This is a genomic window from Dechloromonas sp. ARDL1 (genome assembly GCF_051122455.1).
Taxonomy (GTDB): Bacteria; Pseudomonadota; Gammaproteobacteria; order Burkholderiales; family Rhodocyclaceae; genus Azonexus.
Window position 1 is genome coordinate 3309882 of sequence record NZ_CP168939.1, and the last position, 16732, is coordinate 3326613.

General features: G+C 61.6%; 12 protein-coding genes. 5 read left to right on the forward strand and 7 right to left on the reverse strand.

The genetic code is table 11. The annotated features are described in order from the left end of the window. The first annotated feature begins 131 nt into the window (after positions 1-131). A complete protein-coding gene (locus tag AB6Q56_RS16480) occupies positions 132-806 on the forward strand; it encodes a Crp/Fnr family transcriptional regulator (RefSeq protein WP_434514138.1) in 675 nt (224 codons plus the stop codon). A 188-nt stretch (positions 807-994) separates the two neighbouring features. After that, entirely contained in the window at positions 995-3631 is a 2637-nt protein-coding gene (locus AB6Q56_RS16485; protein ID WP_434514139.1) for an ATP-binding protein, read from the forward strand. A gap of 33 nt (positions 3632-3664) precedes the next feature. On the opposite strand, the gene AB6Q56_RS16490 is transcribed toward AB6Q56_RS16485, so the two are convergent. Both AB6Q56_RS16490 and AB6Q56_RS16495 read right to left on the reverse strand, forming a co-directional pair. Continuing rightward, entirely contained in the window at positions 3665-4993 is a 1329-nt protein-coding gene (locus AB6Q56_RS16490) for a M48 family metalloprotease (RefSeq protein ID WP_434514140.1), read from the reverse strand. 64 nt (positions 4994-5057) lie between these two features. Next, positions 5058-7169 carry a response regulator gene (locus tag AB6Q56_RS16495; RefSeq protein WP_434514141.1) on the reverse strand — a complete coding sequence of 704 codons (2112 nt, stop codon included), beginning with the start codon at positions 7167-7169 and terminating at the stop codon, positions 5058-5060. A 108-nt stretch (positions 7170-7277) separates the two neighbouring features. Between AB6Q56_RS16495 and AB6Q56_RS16500 the strand changes: the two genes are divergently transcribed. Continuing rightward, positions 7278-8404 (forward strand): IS3 family transposase gene (locus tag AB6Q56_RS16500; protein ID WP_374755713.1). Its coding sequence is split into 2 segments (ribosomal slippage): positions 7278-7536 and positions 7536-8404, totalling 1128 coding nucleotides; the frame shifts between segments, so codons are not numbered across the junction. A gap of 12 nt (positions 8405-8416) precedes the next feature. Here AB6Q56_RS16500 and AB6Q56_RS16505 read toward each other — a convergent pair. Both AB6Q56_RS16505 and icmF read right to left on the reverse strand, forming a co-directional pair. Then, complete coding sequence (locus AB6Q56_RS16505; protein WP_434514142.1) at positions 8417-9124, reverse strand: cache domain-containing protein; 708 nt, start codon at positions 9122-9124, stop codon at positions 8417-8419. 202 nt (positions 9125-9326) lie between these two features. Then, positions 9327-12590, reverse strand: coding sequence for a fused isobutyryl-CoA mutase/GTPase IcmF (icmF, locus tag AB6Q56_RS16510; protein ID WP_434514143.1), 3264 nt, complete (start codon positions 12588-12590; stop codon positions 9327-9329). Between the two features lie 196 nt (positions 12591-12786). Between icmF and AB6Q56_RS16515 the strand changes: the two genes are divergently transcribed. Further along, complete coding sequence (locus AB6Q56_RS16515) at positions 12787-13821, forward strand: AraC family transcriptional regulator (RefSeq protein ID WP_434514144.1); 1035 nt, start codon at positions 12787-12789, stop codon at positions 13819-13821. Then, a complete protein-coding gene (locus tag AB6Q56_RS16520) occupies positions 13821-14372 on the forward strand; it encodes a DUF1439 domain-containing protein (protein ID WP_434514145.1) in 552 nt (183 codons plus the stop codon). The genes AB6Q56_RS16515 and AB6Q56_RS16520 overlap by 1 nt, the downstream gene beginning before the upstream one ends. A gap of 4 nt (positions 14373-14376) precedes the next feature. Here AB6Q56_RS16520 and AB6Q56_RS16525 read toward each other — a convergent pair whose 3' ends face one another. The 3 genes from AB6Q56_RS16525 to AB6Q56_RS16535 all read right to left on the reverse strand — a co-directional run bounded on the left by AB6Q56_RS16525 (position 14377) and on the right by AB6Q56_RS16535 (position 16658). Further along, a complete protein-coding gene (locus AB6Q56_RS16525; RefSeq protein WP_434514146.1) occupies positions 14377-15168 on the reverse strand; it encodes a TerC family protein in 792 nt (263 codons plus the stop codon). 79 nt (positions 15169-15247) lie between these two features. Then, complete coding sequence (locus AB6Q56_RS16530) at positions 15248-16024, reverse strand: amino acid ABC transporter ATP-binding protein (RefSeq protein ID WP_434514147.1); 777 nt, start codon at positions 16022-16024, stop codon at positions 15248-15250. Beyond that, positions 16005-16658, reverse strand: a complete 654-nt coding sequence (locus tag AB6Q56_RS16535; protein ID WP_434514148.1) for an amino acid ABC transporter permease — start codon at positions 16656-16658, stop codon at positions 16005-16007. The genes AB6Q56_RS16530 and AB6Q56_RS16535 overlap by 20 nt, the downstream gene beginning before the upstream one ends. Between the last annotated feature and the right edge of the window lie 74 nt (positions 16659-16732).

The following is a 16732-nucleotide window of genomic DNA, read 5'->3' on the forward strand; positions in this document are numbered from 1 at the left end:
TTTGATTCATTGTGGGGATTGCTGGCTTACGCAGACCTTGCAACCCCCAGCGACAATCACTGAGCTTGTCGCGCAGTGTATGCACATTGCGGACGTATAATTGTCGCTCGGCAGACAATCCGGAAAATATTTTGAATAACGCTGAGGAACTGCTGCGAAGCTCCCTGTGGGGGCAGTCGCTGACCGAGGGGGAACTGGACAAGGCACTCTCCGGAACCACGGAGCGCACGTTTGCCCCGGGTGCCTTCATCTGCATGAAGGGCGAGCCTGTCGAATACTGGATGGGCATCATCGACGGCCTGGGCAAGATGGCCAGCCACTGGACCACCGGCAAGACCACCTCGCTGACCGGCATCAGCACCGGCGGCTGGTTTGGCGAAGGATCGCTGCTCAAGAAGGAAACCCGCCGCTACGATGTCATGGCGCTGCGCGAAACGCGCGTTGCCTTCATGAACCGGGCAACCTTCCTGTGGCTGATGGATCACAGCATCCCATTCAACCGCTACCTGATCGCGCAGCTCAATGAACGACTCGGCCAGTTCATCGGCATGATCGAAAACGAGCGCATGCTGGACACCGACGCCCGCATCGCGCGCGGCTTGGCGGCCTTGTTCAACCCCGTGCTCTACCCCGGGACCAACCGCCTGCTGCAGATATCCCAGGAAGAACTCGGTTATCTGTCCGGCGTCTCACGCCAGCGCGCCAACCAGGCGCTCAAGGTGCTCGAGGATGCCGGATTGGTGCGCAGCGAATACGGCGGCATCCATATCGTCGACCTCGACGGATTGCGCCGCTTCGGAGACTAGCGCACCGCTTCGCGAGCGAGCGAAGCGCTCCGTCGCGGCCGTCCATTCGCCACACGCGCCGACCGCGTTTCATGGCGCTATACTGAGCATTACCGACCCCAGGGTTGGCACATCGGATGCAGCTTTTGTGCGAGGCTCGAAATCGAATGGCGCCAGGAAAAACCCGGAAACACTCGCTGAAAACGCGAATGACGCTGTCCACGGTCGCCATTTTCGTCGCCGGCATCTGGCTGCTCGCCCTGATGGCCAGCCAGATACTGCGCAAGGATCTTGAACAGGTACTCAGCGCGGCGGAGCTCTCGACGGCGACCTTGGTCGCCGGGCAACTCGACCACGAGATCGATAACCGCCTGAAAACCCTCGAGCAACTAGCCTCTGCCGTCTCACCGCTCGTCACCGCCGAACCCGCAAAAATACAGGCTCTGCTTGAGAATCGGCCGCTCGCGCTATCCCTGTTCAATGGCGGTGTGATTGTCTATGACGCCCGTGGCACCGCGATTGCCGACATCCCCGTACAGATTGGCCGACGCGGCATCAATTACATGGATATCGAAGTCGTCGCCAATGCCATCCATAACGGACTGAGCGGTGTTGGCCGACCGATCGTCGGCAAGATACTGAATGCCCCCGTGGTCGGCCTCGCCGCCCCGGTTCGCGATGCGCGAGGAAAGATTATCGGCGCCCTAGCTGGCGCCATCAATCTGGGCCTGCCCAGTTTCTTCGACTACGTTACCGCCGGGCGCTACGGCCAGACCGGAGGCTACCTGGTCATTTCACCCCGGGAACGGATGATCGTCACCAGCAGCGACAAAAGCAGGGTCATGGAAACTCTGCCGCCGCCCGGACAATACCCGGTAATCGATCGCTTTCTTGCGGGCGAGGAGGGTTCGGCTGTCACGACCAACCCTTTGGGCATCGAAATTCTGGCGTCGGACAAGAATATTCCCAGTGCCGGCTGGATTCTCGCCGTCTACCTGCCGACCAGCGAAGCCTTCGCGCCAATCAACGATTTGCGGCGCCAGTTGTTGCTGGGAGCCCTCGCACTCACCCTGCTGGTCACACTTTTGATCTGGTGGATCCTCAAGCGACAGTTTGCCCCGCTGCTTGGCACGATCCAGACCTTGAGCGACATGTCCGGCCCGAAACAAGCGCTGGCCCCCTTACCGGTTGCCCGGAACGATGAAATCGGACAATTGCTGGAGAGTTTCAATCATCTGATCGACATCGTGAAGGAAAGAGAGCGCGAGTTGCGCGACGGACACGAAACGCTCCAACACATACTCGAGACATCGACCGACGGCTTCTGGCGGGTATCGAACCAAGGCCGGCTGCTCGATACCAACCCGGCCTATTCCCGGCAGTCCGGCTATTCCCGGGACGAGCTGCTCACCATGACAATCAGCGATCTCGATGTCACCGAAGACCCTGCCGCCAGCGCCGCCCGGATCGCCCGCCTGACAGCCCTGGGCAGCGACCAGTTCGAAACCGTGCATCGACGCAAGGATGGCTCCTGCTGGCCGGTTGAGGTCAACGCCACCTTCAACCCGAGCAATGGCCAGTTGCTGGGATTCCTGCGCGACATCACCGAACGCAAGCGCAGCGCGTCGGAGCTGGAGCGACGCGTCGCGGAACGCACTGCCGAGCTGTCTCAAGCCAAGCAACTCGCCGAATCGGCGAGCCGCGCCAAGAGCAGCTTCCTGGCCAACATGAGCCACGAATTGCGAACCCCGATGAATGCCATCATCGGCATGACCGACCTGGCCAAACGTCACCCCGTGGATGCCAGGCAAGCCGACCAATTGAGCAAAGTGGCACAGGCCTCGCAACGCCTGCTGCGCATCATCAACAACATTCTCGACATCTCGAAGATCGAAGCCGAGCAACTCACGCTGGAAGAAACCACCTTCAGGCTGGGTGGCCTGTTCGAGAACGTCCACAGTCTGGTCGCACAACGTGCCGCCGAAAAAGGCCTGGCACTCCGTCTGGACATCACGCCGGACTTGATGCAACTGGCCTTGTACGGCGATCCGTTGCGCCTCGAACAGATACTGCTCAATTTCGCCGGCAATGCCATCAAATTCACCCAGCGCGGCGGCGTGACCATCACCGTCACCCGCGGCGAGGCACCGCCGGGATCGTGCCAACTGCATTTCGCGGTGCGCGACACGGGCATCGGCATTTCACCCGAAGATCAAAAGCGCCTGTTCTCCGCATTTGCCCAAGCCGACAGCTCGACCACCCGCCGCTATGGCGGAACGGGCCTGGGGCTGGCCATCAGCAAGCAATTGGCGGAAATGATGGGCGGCCGTGTCGGCTTGGATAGCCAACCGGGAACGGGCAGCACCTTCTGGTTTACGGTTTGCCTGCGAACGGCGGCGAGCGCCTCATCCAATCCGCAGCTGGCGGCCAGCACCGATGCCGAGCGCCAGCTGCTCGCGCGCTACGCGGGAAGCCACATCCTGTTGGCCGAAGATGAACCGATCAACCAGGAAGTCTCGACCGCCCTGCTCGAAGCCGCCGGGCTGGTCGTCGACATTGCGAATGATGGCACCGAGGCGCTGGCCAAGGCCACGACAACCGCTTATCGAGCCATCCTCATGGATGTCCAGATGCCGATCATGAACGGTCTCGATGCAACCCGGGCAATCCGCGCACTGCCCGGCCGTGCGGGGATACCGATATTGGCGATGACAGCCAATGCGTTCGACGAGGACCGCAAGCGCTGCCTCGACGCCGGGATGAATGACCATATCCCGAAACCGGTCGATCCCCCCCAGTTATTCGACACCCTGCTCCGCTGGCTGGACAACCCGCCCACGCCTTAGCGCTCCGACGTTCAGAGCGCCCCCGGCACCACGTCATTTGACGTAACCCCAGCCCTGCAGGCGACTGTAGGCGTACTCCGCCGCCTTGCCCTTCTGGGTACGCCGCAGATAGGCGGCGTACTGGCTGGCGGCATCCTGCTTGCGCCCCATTCCTTCCAGTGACACCCCCTTGAGGAACGTAACGCCGGCATCGCCCGGTATCAGGCGGTCGTAGCGATCAAGATGCTCGTACGCCTTGGCCGGGTCTTTCTGGGCAAGCGCCAGAACGCCGACCATCTTCTGGGCCTGGGCCTCCTGAGGATAGATTTTGGTTGCCGCCTGTGCGTACTCCAGTGCCTGCGCATCCTTGTCCTGGGCGGAGAGGCATTTGGCCATCAGGACATTGGCCGCGTAGTCGCGCGGCGTGGCCGCCAGGGCACTGCGAAAACTCCCCTCGGCCTTGCCGAACTCCTTGCGCGACAGCGCTACCTCGCCTTTCTGACAAGCCTCGATGGTCGGTTTGATACGCCGCAACGATGCCGTGCTGTCCATGAAGCGTTCGCGCCCGGTATCGCGCTTGTTGCTGGCGGCGTACTTGCTTTCGGCCATTTGCCGCGCTGTGTCGCGCCGCTCGCTGCTCATCGGGTGCGTCGAGAACATGGTCTGCAGCATGCCCGGCGACGCCTTTTCCTGGTCGACCAGCAGTTGCTGCAGCCCGACCATGCCGCTCGCCGGGTAGCCGGCACGCACCATGTATTCCTGGCCCAGGGCATCAGCCTCCCGCTCGTTGTCGCGCGAATAGCTGGAAAGCAGCACGCTGGCGCCAAGCTGCGTGCCGATGTCGGTCAACCCGCCAAAGCCGGCCGCCGAACCGATGATGTTGATGCCGGTCGCCGCCACCGAGGCCACCATCGCCTGCCCCTGACGCTGCGCGGCATGGCGGGCATTGACGTGACCCAGTTCATGGCCGAGCAGGCCTGCCAGCTCGGCTTCGTTGTCGAGATCGACCAGAATGCCACGCGTCACACCCATGGCGCCGCCCGGAAAGGTGTAGGCATTGACGTAGTTGGCGTTGAGCACGCGATACGAGTAGGGCATCTGCGGTCGGTGGGTCTTGCCGTCCAAGCGCCGGCCAACTTCGGTCAGATACTGGTTGATCTGGGCATCCTGTACCGCGCCGAGATCCTGCGAGAACTGTTGCGGAGCAACCTTCTGGTCGACGGCTTTCTCCTCGTCCTCGCTCATGCCGACCAGGATCGAGCCGCCCCCAACCGGCGAAGAGGCGCAGCCGGAGAGGGCGCTTGCACCCAGCAGCCACAGCACCTGGCGGCGGCTGATGCGGTTGCGTTGCAGGCTGGTGGCGAGATCGTCGTTGGCGTTCATGGGCATCCCGGGTCGTCTGTCGATAGAGACGCATTTTGCGGCAGAAACGCCCGCCGGGGCTACTTCAACGCAGCCACTTGAGCAAAGTGGCGTAGAGAAGGTCCGGCTCGACCGGTTTGCCGATATGGTCGTTCATCCCCGCCTCCATGCAGATGCGGCGGTCCTCGTCGAAGGCATTGGCCGTCATCGCCAGGATGGGAATGTTTTCCCGGCCAGGAAGCTGGCGGATGAGCCGGGTCGCCTCGATGCCCCCCATGACCGGCATCTGTATGTCCATCAGGACCAGGGCATACGCCTCGTTGCGCACGCACTCGACCGCCTCCGCCCCGTTGCTGGCCACCGTCACCGCCAGCCCGGCCATGCCCAGCAATTCGCCGGCCACCTCCTGGTTGATCTCGTCGTCCTCCACCAGCAGAACGCGGCGACCGGCATACCGGCTGGCGATCTCCTGTTCCGGCAGGGGCAAGGGATGCCCCGCCGGAAGCGCAAGCTCGTCAACAATTGGTTCGACGCGGGCAAGGCGAGCCGTCAGCCAGAAGCAACTGCCAACCCCTTCCTCGCTGCTGACACCGATATCGCCTCCCATCAGCCGTGCCAGATGGCCGTTGATCGCCAGACCGAGGCCGGTGCCGCCGTATTTGCGGGTAATCGATTCGTCGGCCTGCGAGAAAGCCTTGAACAGCCGGGCCTGCTGATCAACACTGACACCGATGCCTTGATCCGTCACCTCCATGCGCAGCTTGATATGGCTGCCCAGGTCGGCCTCGAGACGCAGAGCGACGCAAATTTCCCCATGCTCTGAAAATTTGACCGCATTCCCGACGAAATTGAGCAAGGCCTGCCCCAGGTGGACGGAATCGCCACGCAGCCGCTCCGGCACCTCGTCGCTGATCGTCGTCCGGATCGACAAACCCTTCTCGCGGATGCGTTCTCCGACCATCTGCAGGATATCGGCAACCAGCTCGCGGGGGGAGAACTCGCGATCCTCCAGCACCAGGCTTCCCGCCTCGATCTTGGACAAATCGAGAATATCGTTGATGACGCCGAGCAGATGGTTGGCAGCAGCCGTGATCTTGTCCAGACGTTCGCGCGCCTTGTCGTCGGTCGTCTCCTTGTGCAGCAGGTAGGCCATGCCGAGAATCGCATTCATCGGCGTGCGTATCTCGTGACTCATGTTGGCGAGGAAAAGGCTCTTGGCCCGGCTGGCAGCCTCAGCGGCATCCTTGGCCTCGGCCAGTTCGGCGGTTCGCGAGGCGACCAGTTCCTCCAGTCCGTGACGGTAAGTTTCGAGCTCGAACTCCTGCTTCTTGCGCAGCGTGATGTCGGTTGAAATGCCGCACAGCGCATAGATCGAGCCATCGGGACGACGCAGGGGTATCTTGATCGACAGGAACGCCTTGGTGAGCCCCCCGTTCTCGGTGGTATTCACCTCCTCCTCGACGACGCGCTCCCCGCCTTCGATCACGCGCCGGTCATTGCGGCGCAGATTGTCGGCGGTCGCCTGATCGAAGAAGGCATAGTCGTCCTTGCCGATGATCGATTCCAGCGACGCAGCGAACAACTCGCATACCCGGCCGTTGGCGTACTGGTAGGCGTAGTCCGTGCCTTTGATATAGATATAGGCCTCGACGCTATCGAGAATGCTTGCCAGCTTGTCCTCGCTGGCGCGCAAAGCCTCCTGCTGCGCCTCATTTTGACGGTGATATGCAGCGAACAGGCGATTCGACCAACGCGAAAAAGCCAGTGAGGCGACCACCCCGAGGGCCAGCGCGACCAAGGCCGCGATCGCTAGATGCAGCAGTTGCGAGCCATCGAGCATGGACTGGTGTCGCGCCTCTTCGGCCGCCAGATCAGTCGCCTCATCGCTGAAGATGGTCGCCATGACGACCCAGTTCCACGGAGCGATTTTTTCGACCAGGGCTGTCTTCTGCCGTGGCCCGACGTTGCCGCCGCCCCAGAACGGATAGTCGACCAGTTGGCCGCCCTGCCGCGCGGATTCGTACAGCTTGATCAGGCTCGTCCGGTGCGGTTCTGGAATATCGCTAACGCTCGCCCCTTCGAATGCGGTGTTGGCGGGAGACAACAGCAGCTTGCCGGTGCCGTCGATCACCACGAAATAGCCTTCCCGGCCAAAACGCAGGGCGCGCAAGCGCGCCAGCGCCTCCTGCTGCTGCATTCGTTCCCATTTGTAAAGGTAGAGGTGGTTCCGCGAATCCGGACATCGAGTTAAGTGAAATCTCTGCTTCAATGGGCGATGGAAATCGCCTGCCTAGGAGCAGAAGCAATGAGAAGACCCCGCCGTAACCACACAGCCGCCTTCAAGGCCAAAGTGGCGATTGCCGCCCTCAAGGGCGATGAGACGCTGGCTGCGTTAGCAGAGAAGTTTGACGTTCATCCGAATCAGATTACGCAATGGAAGACACAATTGCTCGAGAACGCCTCGGGTGTCTTTGCGACGGCTGCCGAGAAGCAGGCGGCCACGCCGGACCTGAAGGATTTGCATGCAAAGATAGGCCAGCAGGCGTTGGAGATTGATTTTTTGGCCGTCGCGCTCGGTCGCATCGGCGATGCGAGCGCAAAACGATGATCGACAAGGCCCACGATCTGCCTGTCGTCAGGCAAGTCCAGTTACTTGAGCTTTCGCGTTCTTCTGTCTATTACCAGCCGCAGCCCACATCCGAAATCGATTTGATGCTGATGCGGCGGATTGATGAACTGCACCTGGAGCATCCCTTTGCCGGTGCGCGGATGTTGCGCGATATGCTCAAGCTCGAAGGCCATGAAATCGGTCGCAAACATGTCGGTACGCTGATGAAGAAGCTCGATATCCAGGCCATCTACCGCAAGGCCAACACCAGTCGGCGCAACCAGGCACACCGCATCTATCCCTACCTGCTGCGCGGCCTTGCCATCGAGCGTCCGAATCAGGTCTGGGCCATGGATACGACCTACATCCCGATGCGCCGGGGCTTCGTCTATCTGAGCGCGGTGCTTGATTGGGCAACCCGTCGGGTGCTGAGTTGGCGCCTGTCGAACAGCCTGACGGCTGATCCCTGCGTCGATGCTCTGGAAGAGGCCATCATGAAGTATGGCCGACCGGAAATCATGAACACAGACCAGGGCAGCCAATTCACCAGTTCGGCCTTCATTGGCTTGCTTCAGGAGCACAGCATTCAGGTCAGCATGGATGGCAAGGGCTGCTGGCGCGATAACGTATTCGTCGAACGCCTCTGGAAATCGGTCAAGTACGAGGAGATTTACCTGCACGGCTACGACACCGTTTCCGAGGTCCGACAGGCGCTGGCCCGCTACTTCGATTTTTACAATCGTCGTCGCCCGCACTCAACGCTTGACGGGCAAACCCCGGATACGGCTTACTTCAACCAGCCGCTGCTCGCCGCAGCGGCTTAACCCGCAGAGAACTCACTTAAGAAAACCAAATTTCTGTCCAACTGCGCGGGGCCACCTCTGGTAATCGCCGGTTCCCAGCAACCAGCCGTAGGGTTCGAAGTAACGGACATAGGAGAGCTTTTCCGTCATCTGTTTCGGATTGTCCGGGGAATACCAGCGATAGGTCGCAAAACCCTCGCCACGCGGTTTGCGCGCCGCGTCGATCAGGCCGCGCATGATGAAATAGCCCGTATCGTCCCGATTGTCGAGAAGCGTCTGCCCCTCCAACTGTGGGGCGGTCGGCAACAGAATGAACTGGCCGCTCATGTCGTCGATGAAGTAGTAACCGCGACCATCGTAGAAGCGTACCGGCCGCAAGGCTTCGACAATCAGGCGTTTGACCTCGGCCGCCGGACGACGCGCGGACTCCCGCACATGAATCGCCTCGGCAATCTGGAATGCACTATCCACCTGCTCCACCAGGCTGCGCTTCAGTACGTCCTCGGTGCGCAAACGGGTGTATTCGAGAAAGCTGATGGCGCTGTCCATCTCGCCCCGCAAGCGGGCTTTTAGCTTCTCGGTCACCACCAGTTCAAGCCGCTCCAACGCAGCCTGCTGCTCGACCAGTTGCTGCCAGCTGAAAAATGCGCCCAGACCAATAGTGATCAGGAGAACGATGACCAGCGTCCCGATCAGATGGGCACGCGGGACATTTTTCTCGTTCGCGATCAATGGTGGCAAAACATACCCCTGATTATTTTGTGTCTTTTTTGAATTTTAATGCGGAATTGCCACTTTGCCAGTAGATTCATTTCCGCACCAGCCATCAAAACACCATGAAAAACGGCGAGGTACATAGCCTCGCCGTCCTTTTTTGGCTCCTCCTCCCTTACGGGTTCGGGTTTGCTGTTCTCCCTCCGAGGAATCCTTCCTGCAATATTTCTTACATACTGCGCCGATACTGACCGCCGACTTCGTACAAGGCGCTACTGATCTGGCCGAGCGAGCAAACCTTGACCGCATCGACGAGCACGGCGAAGACGTTGCCATCCTCGATCACGGTCTGCTTCAGTTTCTCGAGCATGGCCGGGGCCTTGTCCGCATTGCGGGCGTGGAAGGCGCGCAGACGGTTGATCTGCGACTGCTTTTCCTCATCCGTCGAGCGGGCCAGCTCGATTTCCTGCTGGGCCATGCCCTTCGGATTCAGGAAGGTATTGACTCCGATGATCGGGTACGAGCCGTCATGCTTCTTGTGCTCGTAGTACATCGACTCTTCCTGGATCTTGCCGCGCTGGTAGCCGGTTTCCATGGCACCGAGCACGCCGCCGCGCGAGGCGATGGCTTCGAACTCCTTCAACACGGCTTCCTCGACCAGATCGGTCAGTTCGTCGATGACGAAGGCGCCCTGGTTCGGGTTTTCGTTCTTGGCGACGCCCCACTCGCGGTTGATGATCAGCTGGATGGCCATGGCGCGGCGCACCGATTCCTCGGTCGGCGTGGTGATCGCTTCGTCGTAGGCGTTGGTGTGCAGCGAGTTGCAGTTGTCGTAGATGGCGATCAGCGCCTGCAGCGTGGTACGGATGTCGTTGAAGTCCATTTCCTGCGCGTGCAGCGAGCGGCCGGAGGTCTGGATGTGGTACTTCAGCTTCTGGCTGCGCTCGTTGGCGCCGTACTTGTTCTTCATCGCCACCGCCCAGATGCGGCGGGCGACACGACCGATCACCGAATATTCCGGGTCCATGCCGTTGGAGAAGAAGAAGGACAGGTTCGGGGCGAAATCGTCGATGTGCATGCCGCGCGCCAGATAGCTTTCCACGTAGGTGAAGCCGTTGGACAGCGTGAAGGCGAGCTGCGAGATCGGGTTCGCGCCGGCCTCGGCGATGTGGTAGCCGGAGATCGATACCGAGTAGAAGTTCTGCACCTGGTTATGGACGAAAAATTCCTGGATGTCGCCCATCATCTTGAGCGCGAATTCGGTCGAGAAGATGCAGGTGTTCTGCCCCTGGTCTTCCTTCAGGATATCGGCCTGCACCGTGCCGCGCACGGACTTGAGCACCCATTCGCGGATCTTCTCGGCTTCGTCCTCGGTCGGCTGACGGCCGTTTTCCTTCTCGAACTTGGCTATCTGCTGGTCGATGGCGGTATTGAAGAAGCAGGCCAGGATGATCGGCGCCGGGCCGTTGATGGTCATCGACACCGAGGTGCTCGGGGCGAGCAGGTCGAACCCGTCATACAGCACTTTGAGGTCGTCGAGCGTGGCAATCGAGACACCGGAGTTGCCGATCTTGCCGTAGATGTCCGGGCGCTCGTCCGGATCGCAGCCGTACAGGGTCACCGAATCGAAGGCGGTGGAGAGGCGATGCGCCGGCATGCCTTCGGAGACCTTCTTGAAGCGGCGGTTGGTGCGGAAGGCATCGCCTTCGCCGGCGAACATGCGGGTCGGATCCTCGCCCTCGCGCTTGAAGGCGAAGACGCCGGCGGTATAGGGGAAGGAACCCGGCACGTTCTCGCGCATCAGGAAGCGCAGGATTTCGCCGTCGTCGGTATAGGTCGGCAGGATGACCTTGCGGATCTTGGTACCGGAGAGCGACTGGCTGGTCAGCTGGGTGCGGATTTCCTTGTCGCGAATCTTCACGACGTATTCGTCGCCCGAATAGGCTGCGACGGTATCCGGCCACATGTCGAGCAGTTTCTTTGCCTTCGGGTCCTGCTGGCTATCCTTGAAAGCGACCATCTCGTCGAAATCAGTGACATTCTTGTCGCAACCGGCGAAGACATTCTTGGCGATGCGCAGCGACTGACGCTCGCGGGCGATCTGGACCTGCTCGGCGGTATGCGCGTGGTAGTTACGCACGGTATCGGCGATTTCCGCCAGATAGCGGACGCGCTGGGCCGGCACGATGGCGCGCTGGCTGGACGACTGCTTGACGGTGACCAGCGGCAGCTTGCCTTGAGCAAGCTTCAGGCCCTTTTCGCTGAGAGCCGGCACCAGCGCCTGATACAGCGCGGTAACGCCATCATCGTTGAAGCGGGCGGCCTGGGTGCCGAAGACCGGCATGTCGTCGGTCGGCGTGGTAAACAGTTCGCGGTTGCGCTGGTATTGTTTGCGCACGTCGCGCAGCGCATCTTCGGCGCCCTTGCGGTCGAACTTGTTGATGGCGACGAAGTCGGCGAAGTCGAGCATGTCGATCTTTTCCAGCTGCGAGGCGGCACCGAACTCCGGGGTCATCACGTACAGCGACAGATCGACGAAAGGCACGATGGCGGCATTGCCCTGACCGATACCGGAGGTTTCGACGACCACCAGATCGAAGCCGGCCAGCTTGCAGGCGGCGATGACCTCGGGCAGCGCGACGGAAATTTCGGAGCCGGTATCGCGGGTAGCCAGCGAGCGCATGAAGATGTTCGGATGTTCGATGGCATTCATCCGGATTCGGTCGCCGAGCAGCGCACCGCCGGTCCGCTTGCGCGACGGGTCGATGGAGACGATGCTGATCTTGACACTGTCGCCCTGGTCGAGGCGGAAACGGCGCACCAGTTCGTCGGTCAGCGACGACTTGCCGGCACCGCCGGTACCGGTAATGCCGAGCACCGGGGTTTCCAGCGCGGCTGCAGCCTTGAGCAGCGGCTCCTTGAGGGCCGGTGCCTCGCCGTTTTCGAGCAGTGTGATAAGGCGCGACAGCAGGCGCTTGTCGCCAGCCTGCAAACCAGCCAGCGCCTGTTCGGCGGTCGGCACGCCCTGATCGGCAACATCGTAGTCGGCATGCTGCACGACCTCGTTGATCATGCCTTGCAGGCCCATGTGCACACCGTCTTCCGGCGCGTAGATGCGGGTCACGCCATACGCGTGCAATTCCTTGATTTCCGACGGCACGATAACGCCGCCGCCGCCACCGAAGACCTTGATGTTCTCGCCGCCATTGGCCTTGAGCAGGTCGATCATGTACTTGAAGAATTCGACGTGACCGCCCTGGTAGGAGGTGATGCAGATGCCCTGTACGTCTTCCTGCAGGGCTGCATTGACGATTTCCTGAACCGAGCGGTTGTGACCGAGGTGGATAACCTCGGAACCGGTCGATTGCAGGATGCGGCGCATGATGTTGATCGACGCGTCATGGCCGTCGAACAGCGAGGCGGCTGTGACGAAACGGACCTTGTTCTTCGGCTTGTACGGGGACAACTTCTTGGCTACGGACAAATCGGTCATGACGCCTGCCTCATCGAATAAGTAGGAAAGGCGCTCATGGTAGGCCGCTTTGACCGCACTGCCATTGTGGCGAATGACGATAATCGTGCAAATTCCGCCAAGGTGATACAGTAAGAGAACCGCTACCTTGCCGACCCACAAAATGGTGCACCGCACGATCGCCAACTCACCAAGCAGAACGCAAGCTACTGTCGCAATGGGATTTGTTACCGGCATGCTGGCCGGCATGACCCATCGCCGGATCGATCCATCACCCCTGCTTTCCGCGCTGGAAATTGATATTGCAGACACGGCCAGCCGCATTCCCATCGAGCGCTATGCGGCCCTCTACAATCGGCTGAACCGCCAGCTGGATGACGAGGCCTTCAATCTTTTCGCCCAACCGATGCGCGTCGGCAGTTTCGAGTTCCTCTGCCGTGGTTGCCTGAGCGCGCCGACCCTGGCCGAAGCACTGGCCCGCGCCAGCCGCTTCCTGCACATCGTCCTGCCTGACCTCGCGGTCAGCGTCCGCCGCTCGCAAGGCCATGCCGAACTAGTCATCGGCGAAACCCGCCGACTCTCCGACAACCCCGAAGACCCCGGCCGCATCTTCGCTTTCGAGTGGCTTCTCCGCCTGCTGCACGGCCTTGCCTGCTGGCTGGCCGGACGCGGCATCGGCCTCGACAGCGTGATCTTCCCCTACCGCAAACCAGCGCACTTCGGCGACTACGCCCTGATCTTCACCGAGGACTCGCGTTTCGCGCCGACCGTGCCGGGCGGCATGGGCACGCTGGTCGCCAGTTTCAATGCCAATCTGCTCGACCTGCCCATCCGCCGCGATGAAGCAGCACTCAGCAGCTTCCTCGATGGTGCTCCGGGCAAGATCACCATGCTCTACCGGCGCGACCGGGAGATGGTCATTCGCGTCCGCGACCTGCTGCGCGCCGCCTTGCCCGACACAATGAGCCTTGACGACATCGCCGACCGCCTGCATCTCTCGCCGCGCACCATCCACCGTCGACTGGAAGAAGAAGGATCGAGTTTTCGCGGCATCAAGGACGCCCTGCGCCGCGACATGGCGCTGGCCCGCCTGACCAAGAGCAAGGACTCCATCGCCAAGGTCGCCGCCGACCTGGGCTACGCCGACACCTCGGCCTTCTACCGCGCCTTCGTCGAATGGACGGGCATGGCACCGGTGCACTACCGGCGCCAATGGGTGGGAAAATACGCCGATACCAACCGAGAAAATTGATGACCGTGAAATCCCTACTTGCCGCACTGGCCTTGGCCGTCAGCACGGCCGCCCTGAGCGCCGGCCTGCTCGATAAGGAAATCTACATCTCCGAAGCCGACATCCAGGCGCAGGTCGACAAAAGCGGCGGCATGCAGAAAAGCTACGGCAAGGGCATGATCGTCGTCGCCCTGATCGAGCCGCCGAAAATCCATCTCGGCGCACCGGAAGGCAAGGCCAGCGTCGCCGCGCGACTGAATGTTTCTCTGCTCGGCAACCCGCCGGTACCGGTCGACGTGCTCGGCACCTCCGGCCTGCGCTACGACGACAACGCCAAGGCCTTCTTCCTGGAAAACCCGGTCGCCGAGTCGGTGCAGTCCACCGGCATCTCGCGCGAAGCCGAGCCGATGGCCCGCCAGGCGATCACCCAACTGATGACCGCCTATTTCCGCAGCAAGCCGGTCTACGTGCTGCGCGAAGACGGCTCGCTGCAGGAAAAGGCGGCGCGCTGGCTGCTGCGTTCGATCCGCATCGAACCGGGGCGGGTCGCCGCCGTGCTGTCGCCGGTCTGAGCGATCAGTCGCTACCCATCTCGCGCGCATACGGCTCGTGCAGGTCGACCGGCTTGACGGCCTTCTTGCGCACGCGGATGTTGAGCATCTCGACACCGACCGAGAAGGCCATGGCGAAGTAGATATATCCCTTCGGCACGTGGTGACCGAAGCCGTCGGCGATCAGCACGACACCGACAACGACCAGGAAGGACAAGGCCAGCATCTTGATCGTCGGGTGGTTCGACACGAAGTCGCCGATGGACTTGGCGAACAGCATCATCAGGCCGACCGAGGCGACGACGGCGGCGATCATGACGCCAACCTGGCTGACCATGCCGACGGCCGTGATGATCGAGTCGAGCGAAAAGACGAGGTCGATGACGATGATCTGGGCGATGACGCCGGCGAAGCTGGAGGCGACCTTGGCCGATTCGCTGCCCTCCTCGCCTTCGAGCAACTGATGCACCTCGCCGGTGCTCTTCCAGATCAGGAACAGGCCACCGAGGATAAGGATGATGTCGCGCCCTGAAATGCCGTAGCCGAACAGCGTCAGCACCGGTTCGGTCAGACCGACGATCCACGACAACACGAGCAGCAGCGCGATGCGCATGAACATCGCCAGGAACAGGCCGATCTTGCGGGCAATCTCCTGCTTCTCCTTGGGCAGCTTGTCGACCAGGATGGAGATGAAGATGATGTTGTCGATGCCGAGGACCAGCTCCAGCGCGGTCAGCGTGAAGAAAGCGATCCAAATTTCGGGGGAGAGCAGGAATTCGAACATGGCGGGAATGGCCTCAATGGAGAACCCGCGCATTCTATGCGGACGGGAAGCCTTCGATACAGCCCGCCCCGCATAAAAAAACTTCGGAAATCCCGAAGTGTTTCCAAAAAAATCAGAGCATGTGATTGAGGAAAGCCCGCGTCCTCGGCTGCTGCGGGTTGCTGAACAGATCGGCAGGCACACCGGCCTCGACGATGTCGCCGCCATCCATGAACACGGTGCGCGTCGACACGTCGCGGGCGAAGGCCATTTCATGCGTGACGACGAGCATGGTCATATGCTCGTCGGCCAGCTGGCGCATGGTGCGCAGCACTTCGCCGGTCAGTTCCGGGTCGAGCGCCGAGGTGGGTTCGTCGAACAGCATGATGTCCGGCGCCATGGCCAGTGCGCGGGCGATGGCAACGCGCTGCTTCTGCCCACCGGAAAGCTGCGACGGATAAGCATCGCACTTGGCAAACAGCCCCACCTTGCGCAGCAACTCCTCGGCCACCGGCACGATGGCGTCGCGGGAAAGCCCCTTGACCGTCATCGGCGCCTCAATCAGATTGCCGAGTACGCTCAAGTGCGGGAACAGGTTGAAGTGCTGGAAGACCATGCCCATCTTGGCGCAGATGCGGCGCGCTTCCTTGTCCGGTGCGTAGCGGCAGTGGCCGCTCGCATCCGTCGTGACCAGGGTTTCGCCTTCGATGATCACTTCCCCGCGGTCGACGCGCTCCAGCTGATTCAGGCAGCGCAGGAACGTGCTCTTGCCGGAACCCGAGGGGCCGATCATGGCAATGACCTCGCCCTTGCCGATTTCCAGCGAGACGCCCTTCAGCACCTCGTGGTCGCCGAAGCGCTTGTGCAGGTGGGCAGCGCGGATCATCGGCTCAGTCGTCGTAGACGGCATATTTCTTCTCCAGACGCATGAAGCCCCAGGTCAGCAGCAGGGTCATGACCAAGTAAAAGGCAGCGGCAACCACGAAGGGCATGGTCGTGAAATCGCGCTGGACGATGCCGCGCGCGGCGCGCAGCAGGTCGTTCATGGCCAGCACGTAGATCAGCGAGGTGTCCTTGACCAGGGTGATGGTTTCGTTGCTCATCGGCGGCAGGATGCGTTTGACCATCTGCGGCAGGATGATGCGGCGCATGGTCTGCGCCCGGCTCATGCCAAGCACCTGAGCCGCCTCGTACTGGCCGCGTCCGACCGACTGGATGCCGGCGCGGAAAATCTCGGCGAAGTAGGCGGCATAGTTGAGCACGAAGGCGACGATGGCCGCCGGGAAATCCGGCAGGCGGATGCCGACCACCGGAACGAAGGGCAGCGCGAAGTAGATGAAAAGCATCTGCAGCATCAGCGGCGTGCCGCGCATCAGCCAGACGTAGCCCGCCACCGCCGTGCTCGCGGCACGGAAGCGGGAAAGCCGGATCAGCGCCAGCGCCAGCCCGAGCGGGACGGCCAGCACCAGGGTCGCGCCGAAGACCTGCAGCGTGACCGCCGTCCCCTCCAGCAGGGGACCCATGATGTTCAAGATGTAATCCATGGCCTGTCGCCAATAAACCGGGCCGGCTGCGCGCCGCCCGGCGAGTATCGGCCCGCATGCCGCGGGCCGGCCGG